The organism is Streptomyces umbrinus, from assembly GCF_030817415.1.
GTDB classification, from domain to species: domain Bacteria; phylum Actinomycetota; class Actinomycetes; order Streptomycetales; family Streptomycetaceae; genus Streptomyces; species Streptomyces umbrinus_A.
In genome coordinates this window covers 11852833-11869706 of record NZ_JAUSZI010000002.1, presented here as the reverse complement: position 1 = coordinate 11869706, position 16874 = coordinate 11852833, and the positions used below count along the sequence as shown (strand labels likewise).

Below are 16874 nucleotides of genomic sequence, written 5' to 3'. Positions count from 1 at the left end.
GAACTGGACAGCGGGTGTTTACGCTGCCGGGACGAGGCTCTGCCTGAGCAAGGATCTCGTTTCGAGCGGGGTGCCGTACCCGTAGTCGAGGTGCCGGCGGAGCCGGCTGCGGTTGTACTCGACCTCGACGTAGCGGAAAACGTCGGCCCGGGCGGCCTCGCGGGTCTCCCACACGGTCGTCCCGATCTCCGCTTTCAGGAGGGCGAACCAGCTTTCCGCGGCGGCATTATCGTAACAAGAGCCGACGCGCCCCATCGACTGCCTCATACGCAACTTGCGTATTTCTGTGCGGAATTCGTCACTCGCGTACTCGCTGCCGCGATCCGTATGCATGATGCAACCGTGTTCCAGGCCGCCACGCCCGGCCGCCATCCGCAGGGCATTGACCGGCAGCTCGGCGCGGTGATGGTCGGCCACCGCCCAGCCGACCACCTCCCGCGTCGCGAGATCGATACAGGTCGCCAGATACAACTTCCCTTCCAGCGTGCTGAGTTCAGTCATGTCGCCGACGAGCCGCATCCCGGGCCGGGGCGCGGTGAAGTTCCGGCCGATCAGGTCGAGCGCGAACACCGCCCGCTTCGCCTGCCGGGTCAGGCCCCGCCGCCGCCGGCGGCGGGTGATCCCGACGATCCGGTGCCTGCGCATCAGCCGCTCGACCTTCTTGGAATTCACCACCCGCCCGGCCCGCCGCAGGGCGGCGTGGATCCGCGGGGCCCGTAGGCACCGCGAGATCCGGCGTGAAGCACCCGGATCTCGCCCACCAGCACCTCCCCGGCCCGCTCCCGCACCGTCCGGGCCGGCCGTGACGCCCTGTGCGCGTAGTAGGCGGAACGGGGCACTCCCAGCACACGGCGCAGAAACGCAATGCTGTGACCTGCAGGATTACCCTCCGATGCCTTCTCCGCATCGATGAAACGACACCGTGCCGCGGTATCTACCTCATCTTGTCCTGAGCGAAGAAGGCGGTCGCTTTTCCCAGAACCTCGATCGTGGCCTCCTGCTCGCGAACCTGCCGCCGCAGCCGGACCAACTCCTCACGCTCCGCAGTGGTCAAAGCCCCGGCGGGCCCCTCACCGCGGTCGATCTTCGCCTGCTTCACCCACCCGCGCAGCCCTTCCGGACTCACGCCCAGATCCCTCGCCCCGTTGTTTTCGCCCCCGCGGGGCGCCCCGCGCGACCACCGGCGCATCGCGCTGCGCAGCCTGGCGCGGATCGGTGACGGCAGGGTCACCGGGACAGACCTGGTCGGCGAACTCCACGCACTCCAACTCCCGGGAAGACCGGCCACATCGCGACCGCCGAGGTACACGCCGACCCGAGGGTCAGGGACGCGTACCTCGGCGTCACGCCCGCTAGCTGATGCTCACCCGGAAGATCTTGTCCGAGCCGTCCGCCTCGCCTCCGTTGTTGTCGCAGTTCGTCGTCGAGAGCCAGAGCTGGTCGGCGCCCGGCACCTTGGTGACCGTACGAAGGCGTCCGTACGTGCCCACGTAGTACGCCGTCGCGGTACCGACGTTCTCCGTGTCACCGGTGATCGGGATCCGCCACAGCCGCTCCCCCCGCAGGGACGCCATGTAGATGACGTTGCGGACGATGGCGATACCGCTCGGAGAGGCCTCGGAGACGTTCCACGTCTTCTTCGGGTTGGTCATGCCGGACACATCACAGGTGCCTTCGCAGGTCGGCCAGCCGTAGTTGGCGCCCGGCTTGATCAGGTTCAGCTCGTCCTTGGAACTGTTGCCGAACTCCGCTTCCCACAGGCGCCCGTTGCGGTCGAAGGCGAGGCCCTGCGGATTGCGGTGGCCGTAGCTGTAGACGTAGTTGTTGAACGGATTGCCGGGGGCGGCCTTTCCGTCCGTGGTCATGCGCAGGATCTTGCCGTTGAGCGAGTTCTTGTCCTGCGCGAGGTCGGGCGTCTGGGCCTCGCCGGTCGAGACGTACAGATAACCGTCGGGGCCGAAGACGAGCCGGCCGCCGTTGTGGTAACGGTTCTTCTTGATGCCCTGGAGGAGAACCGTGTAGCCGGTCAGCGAGCTGCCGTTGTACGTCATGCGGACGACCCGGTTGCCCTCGGACGCCGTGTGCATGAAGTACACGTAGTGGTTGGTCTCCCACTTGGGGTCGACCGCCACGCCGAGCAGGCCGCCCTCGCCGTTGGTCGTGACGGCGTTCGGCACGGTACCGACCTGCGTCTTGGTGCCGTCCTTGGTCACCTTCCAGACCCGGAAGTCGTCCCGCTCGGTGACCAACGCAGTCTGGCCGTCGGGCATCCAGTACGTGCCCCAGGGGATGGTCCAGCCGCTGGAGACGGTGGCGATCGACGACGGGACACCGCCGTCCGTCACACACGCCTTCGTGGTGAAGCTGACGGTGTTGCTCTGCTCGGACACATTGCCCGCCGCATCGCGCGCCACCACGTTCAACCCGTACGGGCTGTCGCAAGCGAGCCCGGTCAGTGAGGTCGAGGTACCCGTGACGGTCTTGTAGACGGTGGTGCCGCTGCGTACGTCATAGCCGACGACCGCCCTGTCGTCCGTCGCGGCGCCCCAGCTCAACTCGGCACTGTTGGCGGTCACATTGGCGACCGACAGCGTGCCGGGCCTGCTCGGCGCGGTGGTGTCGGTGCTCTTCGAGGTCGTGCAGTCCACGACCGGGCTGGCGGCCGAGGCGTTGCCCGCCGCGTCCCTGGCGATGACCGTCAGGTTGTAGGTGGTGTTCGGGCTCAGCCCGGTCAGCGCCTTGGAGGTCGCACTGCCCGCGGCCTCGCTGATCTTGTTGCCGTGCTCGTAGATGTCGTACGCGGCCACGCCCACGTTGTCGGTCGAGGCACCCCAGGACAGGGTCAGCCGGTCCTCGGTGATCGCCGAGCAACTGGGCTGCCCCGGGCGGCTCGGGACCTGCGCGTCGGTGGAGGAGAGTTCGAAGTCGAGATAGTCGGTGTTGGCCAGGCCGCCCGAGTCGGTCGCGGTGAGCCGGATCTTGTTGCTGCCCGCGTTGACCGGGACGGAGACCGTCGTCGTGGTCCAGGCGGACCAGGTGCTGGTGGACGGGAACGAGTAGCCGGACTTGACCACGGTGCCGTTGACCGCGATGTCGGCCGGGCGGTCCGCCGTCGTGCCGTTGGCGTACCGCAGGGCAAGCTTCGCGTTGCCCGCGCCGGCCGCGTTGACGGTGAACTCGACGTAACTGCCCGCCGAGTTGGGGGTGTTCACGAATCCGGTACCGGAGTAACCGGCGTAGTTGTCGTCCACGGTGGAGCCCGAGACGTATGCCGCGTTCTCCGCCTCGTAGCGGGTGGGGGCCGCCGCGGCGGCCTGTGGTACGGCCTGGACGAGTCCGGCACCGAGCAGCACGGCCGTGCTCGCGGCGATCCGACGGAAGATCTTCATGGTTGTCCCTCCTTTCAGCCCGTGTACTGGGCGAAGACCTTGAGGTAGTCGTACGGCTGCTGCGAGACGCCGCTGCACGCGTCACCGGCGGAGCCGGAGCCGCAGGCCCGGTCGCGGTTGACGGACCAGTACGTGAGGCGGGCGATGCGGTGCTGCTGGGCGTAGGCGAGCATGGTCTTGAAGTCCGCGACACGGACGAGTTCGCCCGAGACGTCGGTCTTGCCGTTCATCGACGACAGCCCGATGTGTGCGTACGCCGCCGAGTCGGTGTAGCCGTACGCGGACTTGACTCGCGCCTTGAGGCCCTCCATGGCCTGGGTGGTCAGCGTGCCCATGTTGCTGGAGCCGCCCCCGAAGTCGAACGGCATGATGCACCAGATGTCGTTCGCCAGACCGGAATTGGCTCCGCGCTTGATCATGTCGACGCCGGTGGAGTCCGGGCCGCTGGTCGTCGTGCCGAAGGTGATGATGGTCTTCAGACCGGAGTTGTTCGCCTTCACGATCTTCAGCGCGTCAATCACCCGCTGCCGGACCGTCGCGTTGGACCACTCGGTGTTCTCGATGTCGATGTCGATGACCTTGAGACCGTACGCGTTGATGATCTTCTGGTACGCGCCGGCCAGCGCCGAGGCGCTGGAGCACTTCTCGCCGAGTTTCGCCCCGCTCCAGCCGCCGACGGAGACGATGACGTCACCGCCGGCCGCCCGGATGGCGTTGATTGTCGACTGGTCGTTGCCGCCGGTCAGCGGGCGCGAGCCGTCCCATTTCGGGTTGCAGGAGCCGTCGGAGAGGATGAAGGCGAGCGTGAACCACTTGACGCCGGTCGCGGACATCACCGAGGTCGGGTTCTGCGGGCTGCCCCAGCCGAGGTACTCGTACGGCGCGACGGCCATGCCCGGGGAGGCAAGAGGTCTCGCCGTGGCCGCTTGCGACGCCGGCGGCACGGCGAACAGCAGGGACAGCAAGAGTCCCAGCAGGGCGGCGAGGGCCACGCGGGGACTGCGTGGGGGTACGGCGGTATGCATGTGGATCGTCCTCCTGGAGTGGGGGGTGGAGTGTGGGCGTTAGGAAAGCTTCCTAACGGTCAGAGGGCACAGGTCTCCCGAAGCCGGAAGACCTTGCCGCTCCTGCCGTTCAGCCCTGGGGTGTCACCCGGATCAGGCGGGTCTCGCCGGGCCGGAGGGTCGCGCTGTACGAGTCAGCGATCGTGCCCTTGTCGGAGCCCGACCACAGGTCCGTGACGTCGCCGGAACCGGTGAACCCGACCTGCGACCAGTTCACACTGACCGTGGAGTTGCCGGAGGTGCCGGTGTTGAAGAGCGCCACGACATAGTCGCCGCTGTTTTCCTTCTTGCTCCAGACCTGCTTGACACCGCTGTTGACAATGCGTTTGGCCGCGACGCCGTCCTGGTCGACGCCGATGAGCCGGTCGTTCGTCAGCATCGCCTTGTCGACGGAGTCGAGCTTCGTCAGGTCGGTGCCGAGCAGCAGCGGTGAGCCCGCCATCGCCCACAGCGTGAAGTGCGAGCGGCGCTGGTCGGCGGTGAGGCCGACCTGGTCGCCGTTGCCGATCTCCAGCGAGTCGAGGTCGTTCCAGCCGCCGGGGCCCGCGTACTGCTGCCAGTTGGCGGCCGAGGTGAAGCGGGCGGTGACGTGCGCCCAATCGGTGAGGGGATAGCCGCTGCCGTTCGAGCCCGGACCGCAGTAGCACTCCACATCACCCTGCGTGCGCCAACTGTTGGCCAGCCGCCGCCAAGTGGAGGCGTTGTCGATCGGAAGGTTGTTGGAGAGCGCATAGTTGATCGGCCGTCCGGTCGCCCGCAGCGCCTTGTCCCAGGCCTGGACGTCCGGGATGTCCTGGCTGCCCACCCCGTCGATCTTCAGGTAGTCGACGCCCCAGGAAGCGAACTGCTTCGCCCACGAGTTGACGAACTCCTGCGCGCCCGGCTTCCCGTAGTCGATGTAGTACATGTTCTTGCAGTTGTAGTTCTTCTCGGTCTTCGAGGTGTCCGCGATGTCCTTCGCGCGGTACGACGTCCCCTCGATCGGCGTATTCTTGGTGACGGCGTTCTTGGCGATGCCCGGCGTCACATAGAAGCCGAACTTCAGCCCCTTGGAGTGGATGTAGTCGGCGAGCGCCTTGATTCCGGACGGGAACTTGGCCGAGTCGACGGTCCAGCGGCCGTAGGAGTCGACGACGAACCCGTTCGCGTCGCACTTCTGCCAGAAGTCGTCAAGATTCACATACACGAATCCCTGGTTCTTGAGCCCGCTCGATACCAGGGCGTCCGCCTGTGCCTTGATCTTCTCCTCGGTCGGCAGACGGCGCACGAAGCTCCAGCTGCTCCAGCCCATGGCGGGGCGGATGGACTGACCGTTGTCGGAGGCGGCGGCCGGGTGCCCACCGCCAAGCAGCGGAATCGCGGAGGCGATCAGCAGCCCGACCAGGGCGAGGACCAGTGATCTGATGCGGATACGTGTCATGACGATGCCCCCGTCGCATAGGCGGTCCCGATCCAGGCCTCGTCGATCCGCAGCCGCTTGTAGCGGGCGGAGTCGCTGGACGCGGCCCAGGTGGTGTCGATTTCGAGCCGTACGTAACGGGCATTGGCGGCCGTGAGGTCGATTCCCTGGATTCCCCGGCGGCTCGGAAGCTCGCCCGTCTTGGCGGCGCTCCCCCAATTGGTCCCGTCGTTGCTGAGGAACACCTTGTAGCCCTTGATACGGGCGGACTGCTCGGTGTCGGAGCGCGCGTAGGCGACCGAATCCTCGCGCTGGTTGAGCCCGATGTACTGCACCTTCTTCGAACTGCCGAGATCGAAGGTGAGATTGACCGGCAGTGTCTTGTTGCTGTCCCAGTAGGTCAGGTAGTCGCCGTCTCCGGCGGCCGACGCCCCGTGACCGCTCGCCGAGGCGCTCGCGCTCACACCGACCCCCGAGAGGATCCCCTGCCGTCCGGCGGTCGTGACCTTGAAGACGGTGTCGTACGGATCCCAGTTGCCGAGCCCGTTCAGTGTGAGAACTCCGCCGGACTGCGACCACGAAATCGCCGCGCCCGTTCGGAGGTTGGTGACTGAGGCGATGCGGTAGCCGTTGTCGCGGATGCGCAGGGTGCTGGTGGAGGGCGGCGTCAGCACATGCACGTACTGGCGGTTCGGATCGCTCTTGCTGACCGTCGTCACTCCGTGCGCGCCGTCGTTCCAGAACCCGGGCTTGAGGCCGCCGTACATATAGCCACCGCCCTCGGTGCCCTGCAGCGACTCCCAGATGGGGTCGAGGTAGGAGTCGGCGAAGTTGTTGAAGGCGGACTGATTGCTCGGGAACTTGCCGTTGACCTGGGCTGTCTCGGCCATCAGCGCCTTCACGGACGAGCCCGCGTTGGTGATGAGCCGGCCGAGCGTGAGCATCTTGTCGACGGCCGGGTTCGAGCCGTCGTACCACCACGCCCCGCTGGACGGCAGCTTGAAGTCGGCCTCGGTGAGGCGGGGTTGAGCGGTGTAGATCGCCTGCGGGTAGTCGTACGACGGCGACATCCCCGTCTTCTGCTCATTGCTGATCATGTCCATGATCGGCGTGTCTTCGTTGTTGTTGCTGAGCGTGTATGTGGGCCGCTTCTGCTGGATCTGCGCGTAGAGGTCGTGGCTCTCCCAGTACGCGTTGTCGTTGTCGATCCAGAAGCCGCCGAGGTCGGGGTAGCGGTCCATGACCTCGAAGAAGTTGTCGAACGAGAACTGCCCGAAGCCGTCGCGGGTGGTGAGGTCGACCGTCTTGCCCTTGTAGGAGGAGTACGCGGCCGAGTCGAGCCACTCATGACCGCCCTCGTTGTGCCACTGGGGGTCGTCGGTCATGTAGAGGATCACCTTGAGCCCCTTGGCCTTGGCAGCGGTGATCAGCTCGCCGACGAAGTCCCGCTTGGTGGAGCAACTGCCGGGGATCTTCGACGGCCAGGGGCGGGCATAGCCGAGCCGGCTGTGGAAGGTGGCCAGCACCAGGTACTGGGTGTGCAGCTTCTGGGCCTCGTTCACCCAGTATTCGGGAGTCCAGCCGCCGCTGGTGACGTCGTTCTCCCAGCCGGTGCAGCTGGTGTGGGCGGGGGCGGTGCGTTCACCCCAGTGCAGGAAGAGTCCACCGACCGAGCCTCGTAGGAAATCCTGACGGGGGTTCTCCAGGTCGAGCGGCGTCGCGGCCGAGCTGCAATTCTCCGTGGATCCGCCGCTGCTGGAGACTCGCAGCGCGCCGCCCGATGGGTTGTGACTGTCCGTCAGGCAGTAGCCGGTGACGGACTGGAAGCCGACGTCGTGGGGCGAGTCACTGCCGCGCTGAGCCGTGAAGCGGTTGAACCTGACGCCGCTCGCCGAGTTCGCGATGACCGCCGGGCGCCCGTCGTTCGCCGCGAACTTCACCGAGCTGTCCGTGAAGGTGACGTTGTCCGCGTTGTGGAGGTACCAGCCGTACGCAGGCCGGGTGCCGATGCTGTTCGGGTTGTAGTCGGTGGCGGTGTTGTCCGGCACGGCGATGGACATGGTGCCGTTGCCGCCGGGCACGGTGATGTTGACGTTGTTGAAGCTGACGCCGTTGATGCGGTGGCCGCTTTCGCCCCACAGGGTCGGGCTGAACGACGGGCTCGACCCGGAGGCCGTGATGTTGTCGTACGTGATGTCGCTGATGGATCCGATGCCCGGGTCGTTGCCGCATCGCTTGCGGGTGCCGATCTTCTGCATGATCGGCGAGTGCACATTGGTCATGGTGATGTCGCGGTAGTGGACGTCGGAGATCTTGGCGCCGTCCATCGAGACCATGCCGAGCCCCGACTTGTTGGAGCCCTCGATGCGGATCTTCGCGAACTGGTAGTCGGAGAAGTCGCCGCAGGTCTCGGAGCCGAACATGAGGGCGTTGCAGCAGACGGCCGAGAGGTACGAATCGCTCACCCGCACATGGCCGTTGGGGAGCTTGGCGCCGAGTGCGTAGTCGCTCTTGAAGGCGAGCGCGTCGTCGTTGGCCTTGATGTTGGCGTTCGTCACGGTGACGTTCGTCGTGCTGATGATGTTCCAGCCGTCGCGGTCGCTCGCGGTGTCGATGTTCAGTCGGTCCGAGGTGACGTTCGTACAGCCGTTGATGAGGGCCGCGAAGTGGCCGCCCCTGCGGAGGGTGATTCCGTCGCCGAGGCGGAGTCCGTCGCAACGGGTCAGCGAGATGATCTTGTCGGCCTCCCCGGACTTGGGGTTGCCGGTGATGAGGTTGCCGAGGCCGTCGATGACGCCCTCGCCTACGAAGCCGATGTTCGTCAGCCTGTCGCCGTAGATCATCGCGTTGTGGAAGTGACTGTGCCCGTAGTCCTGGTAGTCGTCGTACGGGTTGTCCTCGGGCGCGTCGTAGGTGTCGGCGCTGGAGCCCTGGATGGTGGCGCCCTTGTCGACCTGGAGCGTGACCTCGCTCTTCATGCGGATGGTGTTCTTGGACTTGTACTTGCCGGCCGGGAAGCGGACCGTGCCGCCGCCCGCCGAATTCGCCGCCGTGACAGCCTTGTTGATGGCAGGGGTGTCGTTGGTGGAGCCGTCACCCTTTGCTCCGTAGTCACGTACGTCGAACTCGGCTGCACGGGCCGGAAGTTGGGTGGTGTCCGCGGGCCCCGGGAGTTGGGGGGTGGCCAACGCGGAGGGCTGCGTCAGGCCGAGCACGATGGCGAACGCGAAGAACACGGTCGCCGCCCATCGCTTGCGCTGCTGCATGGGTCGGCTCCTTATACGAGTTGGTAGCCGCGCAGATTGCTGAGCAGGAGGTAGCAGTCCTGCAGAGACCCCGAGGTGTCGCCGAGGGAGCGGTAGATGCCCCACTTCGGGCGGACGCGGTCGGCCAGGAAGGTGTCGACGCCGGTCTTCGACTTGTCGATGACGGTGGTCGAGCCGTTCTTGAGGATCCAGCGGACCGAGCCCGCCGAGCCGTTGCCGACCTTGATCTGGAAGTCGACGTCGATCCATTTGTTGTGCAGCGGCTCCAGGTCGGTACGGCCGACGAGGATGTCGTCCTCGAAGAGCTTGAGCTCGATGGTCTGCACGCCGTTCACCCGACGGAGCGACTGCACGACGATCGGCGAGCTGCCCGCACCGGGCTGCTTCATCTGCATGATGTGGGTGAAGGTGGTGGTCGCCTTCAGGGAGCTGGGGATGTACATCGAGTACGTGACCCGCCAGGTCTGGCCCTCGGTCCACTTGAGGTAGTTGCTGCCACCGCCGTTGCGCAGGCCGGTGACCTCGTGGCGCTGGCGGTCGGTCGAGGTGTCGCGGTCGACGGTGTGCATGTTGAAGCGCCAGTTGTCGCCGGTGGCGAAGATGTGCGGGGAGCCGGCGGGGTGGGAGTCGGCTCGGTCGTCCTCGATGGTCTCGAAGGCACCGAGCTTGTCGCTGCTCGCCGACGGTGCCCACTTCTGCTGCCAGGAGGCGGCGTGTGCGGTGGCGGCAGGCAGGCCGCCGACCGCGGCTCCTGTGGTGGCGCCGAGCGCCATGCCCAGCAGAGTCCTTCGGGATGTGCTCATGGCTGACTCACCTCGTCCTGAGTGGGTTTGTTCCGAGCTTTTGTTCTGAGCTGCTCGTTCATGATCAGAAAGGCGCCGAGGCCGTGGAAGTCGTTGGTCTCCCGGGGCCGGGCCATGTAGAAGGCGTAGTCGCCGACGTTGGTGCCGATGGAGATATCGGTGAGGTTGGTGCGCCCGTCGGAGCCGAGCGAGATCTTGGCGAGGACGCCCTCGTAACCGCGCTGGGCGACGGACTTGTAGTGCGCGTCGAGGTAGCCCTGCTGGGCGCCGCGCGAGAGGGCGTAGGTGAACATGCTGGAGCAGGAGGTCTCGGTCCAGTTGTCGCTCCTGCTGCCCTTGTCGATGACCTGGAACCAGCGGCCGGTCGCCGGGTCCTGGTACTTCTTCAGGCCTTTCGCCAAGTCCCGCAGAATGCCCATGAGTTGAGGTCGGCGTACGTGGTTCACGGCCAGGGCGTCCAGCACGTTGACGATCGCCATCGAGTACCAGCCGACCGCCCTGCACCAGTGCTCGGGGGCGAGTCCGGTTCCCGGATCGGACCAGCTCGCGGTCTTCGACTCGTCGTAGGCGTGCTTCAACAGGCCGCCTGAGACCTGGAGGTGCCTGCCGTACACGTACAACTGCTTGGCGGCCTCGTCATTCGCGTACGCCGAGTCCCCGAACTCCTTGCCGTACTCGACGAGGAACGGGTTCACCATATAGACGCCGTCCGACCAGAGCTGATGGGCGCGGCTGCTGGTGTCGGCGTGCCAGAAGCCTCCGTCGGACGTGCGCGGGAAGGTGTCGAGCCGGTCGCGGATCTTCTTGGCCGCCTTGCGGTAGCGGTCCTCGCCGGTCTCGCGGTGCAGGATCACCAGCAGCCGTCCGGCCTGCATGCTGTCGAGGCTGTTGAAGCCCTGGTCCATCGATCCGTCGCTCTTCACGAAGCGGTCGACATAGCTCGTGAGGTACGAGAGATAGCGCGCGTCGTGCGTGCGCTGATAGGTGAGGTACTGGCCGTAGAGATACAGGCCGACGGGGTACGACCAGCCGCCGATGGTGCTCGGCGTGTAGCGGGCCGTCGTCGAGTCGACCATGGCGACGGACCAGTCGGTGGCGGCGGCCGGTCGCGCGACCGCCGTGTGCTCCAGGGGAGTTGGCGGGGCGGTCGCGGTGACCGTCAGCAGCCCGGCGGTGGCGAACACGCCCGCCGTCAGCGCGGCGCTCAGACGTCTCATGATCCTCCCTCTCACTAGGGTCGACCTCAATCGGGTCGACAGGCTCAATAGGCTCGATAGGTGTAGGCGAGGTCCGTACGCGGCCCGGCGGCTTCATCGACGAGATCGCTTACGAGGTGGTGGTCGGGGGCGAGTGCCGGCAGACCGGGTCGGCGCGGTCGGCTTCGCCGGTCAGCGCGTACGCCTGGCAGTGGCAGCCGCCGAAGTCGGTGGTGCGCAGGGCACAGGTGCGGCAGGGATCCCGCATCCAGTCCTGGCCCCGGTAGGTGCTGAAGGCCTTCGACTCCCTCCAGATCCAGGCGAGTTGGCGCTGTGTGACGTTGGGTGCGTCGAGTCCGGGCAGCGCGCCGGCGGCGGGGCACGGCAGAACCGTGCCGTCGGGGGCGACGGTCAGGGAGAGCGCTCCCCAGCCGCCCATGCACGGTTTCGCGGTGCCGTCGATGTAGTCCGGGGACACCCACACCAACTCCACCGATCCGGCGAGGAGTTCGCGTCGGCGGGTCACCGTTTCGCGGGCCCGCTCCACCTGGGCGCGGGTCGGCAGCAATGCGGCGCGGTTGCGCAGGGCCCAACCGTAGAACTGGGTGTTGGCCAGCTCGACGCGTTCGGCGCCCCGGTCCAGGGCGAGGCTGATCAGCTCGTCGAGGGCGTCGATATTGGCATGGTGCAGCACGACGTTGACCCCGAAGGGGAGTCCGGCCGTGCGGATCAGGCTCGCGGCGCGCTCCTTCGCGGTGAACGACCGTGCCCCGGCGATGTGTTCGGACTTCTTTGGATCCGCGTGCTGGACGGAGAGCTGGACGCTGTGCAGTCCGGCGTCGATCAACTCGTCGAGCCGCCGTTCGTGGAGGCCGACTCCGCTGGTGACCAGCTGGGTGTGGAGGCCCGCGTCGTCCGCCACCGCGACGATCTGGGCGAGGTCGCGTCGCAGGAGGGGCTCGGCGCCGGAGAGGTGGGGCTGGACGACGCCCAGGACAGCGGCCTGGTCCAGCACGTCCTCCCATTGTTCGGCGTTCAACTCTTTTGACCGACTGATCAGTTCGACGGGGTTGGAGCAGTACGCGCACTGCAGCGGACAGCCGTGGGTGAGTTCGGCGAGCAGGGCCCAGGGCGGATCGGCGTTCACCGGAGCCAGCCCTCCTTTCGCAACGCCGTGAGGAATTCCGGGACTTCGTCGGCGACCGGTGCGCCGGGGATCCGTTCCCCGAGCTCGGCGACGATCTCGCGCACCTCGCGACGGCCGTCGCAGAGGCGCAGGACACTGCCGGCGCCGCCGCGCAGCACGACCACCCGCTCGGGCAGGAGCAGCAGGTCGACGTCGCGAACGCGGACGTGACGGAGCATCACTGCGCGGGAAAGCTCAGGACGCCAGGTCACGTGGCGTCCTCCGCGACCGCGCCATCATCCGGTGCTCCACGCTCCACCGCATCCAGCAACGCCCACAGCACATCGCACTTGAAGGCGAGTACCGCTGCCGCGCGTTCCTGCTGTTCGCGGGTGCGCGCCCAAGTCTGCACCAGCGCGAGCGCCTCCTCGCTGTCGCGGCCGCCCTGCCCGATCCGGGTACGGAAGTAGGCGAGGCCGTCGGCGGCGATCCACGGGTAGTGGTGTGGGAAGGCGGCAATGCGGGTGCGCATCAGGCCGGGAGCCGACAACTCGGTGAGCGAGGCGGCGACGGCGCGCAGCCGCTCGGTGAACTCGGGAGTGCGCCAAAGGGCCGCGGCGCCGTCGTCGCGCACGGACGTTGCGGGCACGCTCGTTACCGGTCGCCGAGTGCGTAGGCGGTGACCTCCAGGGCGGTCTCGACGACCAGATACCCGAGTGTCCCCCGGACCGTGCCCTCCGATGTCTCCTGAATGATCCGTTCCGTGTGCTGGGTGTCGTACGCCGTCTCGTTCATGTGCGCGTACCCGCTTTCCCGAGAGGTGGGGGTGTGGGGCCCGAAGAGGCCCAGACAGGAGCTGGTGTTCACATGCATGCACTGAGTTCAGCAGCGTGCAATAGAGTCCCGGTACGAAAGGACGCGGTCAATGGTCCGGACCGATAAGATCGGATCAATTTCTGGCCAATCTCCGGCTCGCACCCAACAATCCACAGCGAATCCACCGGTCAGGAATGCACAGCGGTCGTGATCGTCGACGATGGCAGTACCGCCCGACGACTGAAGAATCGAGAGCTCGTGAGCAAGGACGGCCGCGTGCGTGCCATCGGCTCTCCAACTTCTTTCCGGAGCGCCTGAAGACGCCGATCGCCGGGGCCTCCGTCATCCCGGCGGTCAACGAAGTCTCGACTTCTCGCTGGACGCGGAGGACATCGCCGCGATCAGCGCGCTGGACGAGAACCGCCGCTTGGGCTCGAACCCGGCGACGTTCGAGATGGGCCGACCCACCCTCCGAAACGCCGCCGAAGGCCCGGCCGCGCACATCTGCGGCGGGGCCTTCCGCATCACTTGGCCGTACGACCCCCTCGCCCTGCTGTGACGTAGGCGCTCACCTGTCGCCCGCCTCCATCGACCTGTCCGGTACCGACGCCGGCCATGGGCGAGACTCCAACGCGGGCCGCAGGGAGGACAGTTGGCGGCGAGGCTCCCGTGAGCGCCGCGCGGACGCCCCTCCGCGCGCGCCGGAGTCTATGTGGACGGGCGGGGCACTGCGCCGCCTCCTCACCACGGTTCGGTCAAGGTTCAGTCGAGTACCCGCGCGCCAACCTGCCATGCGTCCACTGTGAGCTGGCGCTTCTTGGTCCAGACAAATAAACAGGACAAAATGGACTAGGTTGAAGGGTCTTGACGCGGTCACGGGAGCGGGTCCACCTTGTACGGCATCCGGTAAGGAAACTTTCCTAACAGGAGGGTCCCCCACAGTGCGCTCTCGAACACTGACCCTCACCGCAGCCGCCGGCGCCGCACTCCTCGCCACCGCCGCGCTCCCGCAGCGCGCTTGCTGGGGTGGTGAAGCCTGGCCGGGCGCGGGGTGTCTGCCTCACGCGCCAGGACCCGCGCCGGTTGTCGGCGATCATGCGCGGGCGGATGCTGGGGGCTCCCATCCGGTGGCGGCAAGAGCTGGGGGTGCCTGTGCCGAGCGGTGTGGTGAAGTGGTTCGATCCCGAACGGGGTGTGGGTGCCATCGCTCAGGACGGCGCCGGCTGGGAGGCTGTCGCCCACCGGTCGGCGGTGCACGGTGACGCGGACCGCGTGCTGGTCGCGGGCAGCCGGGTGTGCTTCGACGTCACCCAGGACGCCGACGGCGTCCGGGCCGACAACATCCAGCCACCGACTCGGCTGGACTGTTCGCCGGCCGAGCGGCCGCAGAACGGCCAGCTCGTCTGGATGGTGCCGCCTGGACTGCCCCCGCGTCCTGTGCTGGTGGGCGGGTGAGGACATCTGGGCCAGGCAGCTCGGGGCGGGGCGAGGGTTCCGCGAATACGGCTTCCGGGCACAGGCGACGCCGGGCCCCGCGTGGCCGTCTCCGTGCCGGGCGAGGAGCAGAGATGTCTCCTGACTCCATAGTTGCGTGTCGCTCAGGAAGGACTTAAAAGCCTTCTGGCCTGCACAAAAGTGGCAGTCAGGGGCTACCAGCCCAGCCGGAAGACGAATCGCCGCTGAGATCGGAACCCCAGTTGACGCGGGCGCCAACGCTCACAGCGGCGTCCTGGTTGCCGCTGGTCCGACCGGGCCGGGACAGTGATCGGGCCGATCACAACCCGATGCAGCGCGTCGCACACGGTCGCGGGTCCCTCCCCGGGTTCACAGGGTGTGGTGCAGCCAGCGCTGGAGGACGGTGTTGACGTCCGCCGGCAGTGCGCTGAGCTGGTCGATGACCGCACGGTCTTCCGGCATCGGGGGGATACCGGCGGCGGTGAGGGCCACGTTCAGGGCAAGGCGCCGCTCATTGCGCGGGGCGAGGACGCGGCCGAGGCGTTCGGCCGGGTTGGGCGGCGGCAGGAAATAGTCCAGGTCATCACCGGCTTGGACGGGCGTCGGCCAGGTGTCGTCATGGGGGTCCGGAGCGGCGTAGGGGTCGGTGTAGGCGCGGGAACTGAGGTTCTCGTTGCTCCAGGGGGTCATCTTTTGTCTCCCAACCGGGTGTTTTGCGGACTACCGGTCCAGACCTCCGGGAGGGCCGCTCCGGTTGCGGCTGCGGCCGTACATCACGCTGACGGCTCCATCGGCGGCTGATCACCTCGTGTGACCAGCAGACGGCCGCATGTCGCAGAGCTGTCTGAGAGGCGTCAGGAGGCTCTGGGGGCTTCTGGTCCCCCGCAAGCACATCGAGATGATCATCGTGGGCGGTGATGGGGGCCGGGAAAAAGTCGTGAAGCTCGGAGCCTGGGTGGACAACACCCGTCGCCGCGCCTCGCAGTTGGGCGACCAGCGCCGCGCAGACCTCGACGCTCTCGGCATGCGCTGGTAGCCCGCCTGGTTGAAGTCTTCGCGTGTACGCGCGAACGCCAGACACACCGGAAGCGCATGCGACGTTAGGGATCTGTCGGTTCCCAGGACGCCGCCAGGATGAACCCGTCTGGGAGAGGAGAGCCTGCTGTCGGAGTCAAGCCAAGCGGAGCGGCCCCGTTCTCCCCGCTGAAGTCGACCGTGCCGCCGGAGGACACCGCCCGATTGAAGTCGACCACGCCACCGGAGAACGTCGCCCCGGTGAAGTTGACCGTGCCGCCAGAGAATGCTGCCTCGCTGAAGCTGACCGTGCTACCGGCGAACACCGCCTCGAACAAGATGACGCTGCCGCCGGAGAACACCGCCCCGCTGAGGTCTCCTCCGTCGAACGTGACGCCTGTGAAGTCGAAGTCGTGGCCTTGCCAGGAGTGGTGATGCTGAAGGGGCAGGCGAAGGTGGTCGCGGATGAGCCGGATAATGGTGTGCCGGACCTCTCGCAGGGCCAGGTAGCTGTGGCGGGCTTCCGAATTGTCCGTCGGTAGCGGATGGCGGCCTCGGCGGCGGTGAGGTTCGGGTTCGGCGGTGTAAGGCAGTCGGAGGTAGGCGCACAGGACGTCTATGCAGGTCTGGCGTAGCTCGCGAGTGGGAGCGTCGTCGGCGAGCCCGGCTAGGGCGTGCACGCCACCGAGGCGGACGGCTGCGGATTCTTCACCAGGTTGGGACACGGCGGTGGTGAAGCGTTCGGTGCGCAAGCGGGTGGCGTCACGCAAAGCGCCGTCCTCGTCGACACGCTGACGGCGGTAGGCCACCACCAGGGCGACCAGGGCGCCCGCACCGGCCACGACACCGAAGGCGAGTTTGACCAGGTCGAACAGTGTCGTGGAGTCGATGCGTCGCTCGGGCTTCAACTCGCGTGCGCCGAGCAGGTCCCAGCCTGCATAGAACACCAAGGCCGCCACCATGACGGCAATGAGGAAGGCCAGGGCGAGGACGATACCGACGGGCCACAGGCGCAGACCGCGCCGTTCAGCCTGGCGCAGGGACAGACGTGAGCTCATGACCGACAGAACTGGCCCAGGTGCACGTCCGGTTGCAGCCGGCCCGCGGGCCGGGCGGCTTGCTCTGCCCGGCGTCGCGCGCGGCCCCGCCGTCGCGCGAGCAGCACCGGCGGCGCCCGACCCTCTCGCCCGCTGCCCGGGGCCTGTCCCACCCACCCACCCACTTCTCCTTCTTCCTGCTGTGGGGCGGGGCTCGGGGGCGTAGAGGGGATGTCGGCCTCCCGACCACGCCCGGGCGGGCATGGTGACCTGCTGGTTTGCCGTTTCCGGCCGGGGGTGGGTGGGGAC

Annotated in this window: 16 protein-coding genes and 1 pseudogene; 3 read left to right on the top strand and 14 right to left on the bottom strand. The window is 67.3% G+C overall.

What is annotated here, in order from left to right; genetic code table 11:
• Positions 1-18: 18 nt before the first annotated feature.
• From QF035_RS52915 to QF035_RS52860, 12 genes are all read right to left on the bottom strand, one after another.
• Positions 19-705 (bottom strand): IS3 family transposase, encoded by a 687-nt coding sequence (locus QF035_RS52915; protein WP_307532000.1) that lies wholly within the window; start codon positions 703-705, stop codon positions 19-21.
• Positions 706-934: 229 nt separating this feature from the next.
• Positions 935-1189 carry a transposase gene (locus QF035_RS52910; RefSeq protein WP_373467038.1) on the bottom strand — a complete coding sequence of 85 codons (255 nt, stop codon included), beginning with the start codon at positions 1187-1189 and terminating at the stop codon, positions 935-937.
• Between the two features lie 163 nt (positions 1190-1352).
• Positions 1353-3389, bottom strand: a complete 2037-nt coding sequence (locus QF035_RS52905) for a PQQ-dependent sugar dehydrogenase (RefSeq protein ID WP_307530159.1) — start codon at positions 3387-3389, stop codon at positions 1353-1355.
• 14 nt (positions 3390-3403) lie between these two features.
• Positions 3404-4414: a chitinase gene (locus QF035_RS52900; protein ID WP_307530158.1), complete on the bottom strand. Its 1011-nt coding sequence runs from the start codon at positions 4412-4414 to the stop codon at positions 3404-3406.
• 109 nt (positions 4415-4523) lie between these two features.
• On the bottom strand, positions 4524-5873 hold the full coding sequence (locus tag QF035_RS52895; protein WP_307530156.1) for a glycoside hydrolase family 27 protein: 1350 nt from the start codon (positions 5871-5873) through the stop codon (positions 4524-4526).
• Positions 5870-9118, bottom strand: coding sequence for a glycosyl hydrolase family 28 protein (locus QF035_RS52890; RefSeq protein ID WP_307530154.1), 3249 nt, complete (start codon positions 9116-9118; stop codon positions 5870-5872). The genes QF035_RS52895 and QF035_RS52890 overlap by 4 nt, the downstream gene beginning before the upstream one ends.
• 11 nt (positions 9119-9129) lie before the next feature.
• Positions 9130-9921: a heparin lyase I family protein gene (locus QF035_RS52885; protein WP_307530151.1), complete on the bottom strand. Its 792-nt coding sequence runs from the start codon at positions 9919-9921 to the stop codon at positions 9130-9132.
• Complete coding sequence (locus QF035_RS52880; protein ID WP_307530149.1) at positions 9918-11138, bottom strand: glycoside hydrolase family 88/105 protein; 1221 nt, start codon at positions 11136-11138, stop codon at positions 9918-9920. The genes QF035_RS52885 and QF035_RS52880 overlap by 4 nt, the downstream gene beginning before the upstream one ends.
• A 109-nt stretch (positions 11139-11247) precedes the next feature.
• A complete protein-coding gene (gene pqqE / locus QF035_RS52875) occupies positions 11248-12264 on the bottom strand; it encodes a pyrroloquinoline quinone biosynthesis protein PqqE (RefSeq protein WP_307530148.1) in 1017 nt (338 codons plus the stop codon).
• Complete coding sequence (gene pqqD / locus QF035_RS52870) at positions 12261-12515, bottom strand: pyrroloquinoline quinone biosynthesis peptide chaperone PqqD (protein ID WP_307530146.1); 255 nt, start codon at positions 12513-12515, stop codon at positions 12261-12263. The genes pqqE and pqqD overlap by 4 nt, the downstream gene beginning before the upstream one ends.
• Positions 12512-12892, bottom strand: coding sequence for a hypothetical protein (locus QF035_RS52865; protein ID WP_373466896.1), 381 nt, complete (start codon positions 12890-12892; stop codon positions 12512-12514). Before QF035_RS52865 ends, pqqD begins: the two co-directional genes overlap by 4 nt.
• A 5-nt stretch (positions 12893-12897) precedes the next feature.
• Positions 12898-13116 (bottom strand): hypothetical protein, encoded by a 219-nt coding sequence (locus QF035_RS52860; protein WP_307532073.1) that lies wholly within the window; start codon positions 13114-13116, stop codon positions 12898-12900.
• Between the two features lie 310 nt (positions 13117-13426).
• Between QF035_RS52860 and QF035_RS52855 the strand changes: the two are divergent.
• Positions 13427-13513 (top strand): annotated as a pseudogene (locus tag QF035_RS52855) (aldo/keto reductase); the annotation flags it as partial.
• A gap of 692 nt (positions 13514-14205) precedes the next feature.
• Positions 14206-14514 (top strand): cold-shock protein, encoded by a 309-nt coding sequence (locus QF035_RS56110; RefSeq protein WP_373466895.1) that lies wholly within the window; start codon positions 14206-14208, stop codon positions 14512-14514.
• Between the two features lie 369 nt (positions 14515-14883).
• Here QF035_RS56110 and QF035_RS52845 read toward each other — a convergent pair whose 3' ends face one another.
• Positions 14884-15204 (bottom strand): hypothetical protein, encoded by a 321-nt coding sequence (locus tag QF035_RS52845; RefSeq protein WP_307530144.1) that lies wholly within the window; start codon positions 15202-15204, stop codon positions 14884-14886.
• Between the two features lie 139 nt (positions 15205-15343).
• Here QF035_RS52845 and QF035_RS52840 point away from each other — a divergent pair, with 139 nt between their 5' ends.
• Positions 15344-15550, top strand: coding sequence for a helicase associated domain-containing protein (locus tag QF035_RS52840; protein ID WP_307530142.1), 207 nt, complete (start codon positions 15344-15346; stop codon positions 15548-15550).
• A 64-nt stretch (positions 15551-15614) separates the two neighbouring features.
• Here the strand turns inward: QF035_RS52840 and QF035_RS52835 are convergent, their stop codons facing one another.
• On the bottom strand, positions 15615-16586 hold the full coding sequence (locus tag QF035_RS52835) for a pentapeptide repeat-containing protein (protein ID WP_307530140.1): 972 nt from the start codon (positions 16584-16586) through the stop codon (positions 15615-15617).
• Positions 16587-16874: the final 288 nt, after the last annotated feature.

Coding starts and splice junctions, on each gene's coding strand:
- QF035_RS52910 (WP_373467038.1), bottom strand. CDS start 1,189: ATGCGCCGGTGGTCGCGCGGGGCGCCCCGCGGGGGCGAAAACAACGGG.
- QF035_RS52905 (WP_307530159.1), bottom strand. CDS start 3,389: ATGAAGATCTTCCGTCGGATCGCCGCGAGCACGGCCGTGCTGCTCGGT.
- QF035_RS52900 (WP_307530158.1), bottom strand. CDS start 4,414: ATGCATACCGCCGTACCCCCACGCAGTCCCCGCGTGGCCCTCGCCGCC.
- QF035_RS52895 (WP_307530156.1), bottom strand. CDS start 5,873: ATGACACGTATCCGCATCAGATCACTGGTCCTCGCCCTGGTCGGGCTG.
- QF035_RS52890 (WP_307530154.1), bottom strand. CDS start 9,118: ATGCAGCAGCGCAAGCGATGGGCGGCGACCGTGTTCTTCGCGTTCGCC.
- QF035_RS52885 (WP_307530151.1), bottom strand. CDS start 9,921: ATGAGCACATCCCGAAGGACTCTGCTGGGCATGGCGCTCGGCGCCACC.
- QF035_RS52880 (WP_307530149.1), bottom strand. CDS start 11,138: ATGAGACGTCTGAGCGCCGCGCTGACGGCGGGCGTGTTCGCCACCGCC.
- QF035_RS52860 (WP_307532073.1), bottom strand. CDS start 13,116: ATGCATGTGAACACCAGCTCCTGTCTGGGCCTCTTCGGGCCCCACACC.
- QF035_RS52845 (WP_307530144.1), bottom strand. CDS start 15,204: ATGACCCCCTGGAGCAACGAGAACCTCAGTTCCCGCGCCTACACCGAC.
- QF035_RS52840 (WP_307530142.1), top strand. CDS start 15,344: ATGTCGCAGAGCTGTCTGAGAGGCGTCAGGAGGCTCTGGGGGCTTCTG.
- QF035_RS52835 (WP_307530140.1), bottom strand. CDS start 16,586: ATGAGCTCACGTCTGTCCCTGCGCCAGGCTGAACGGCGCGGTCTGCGC.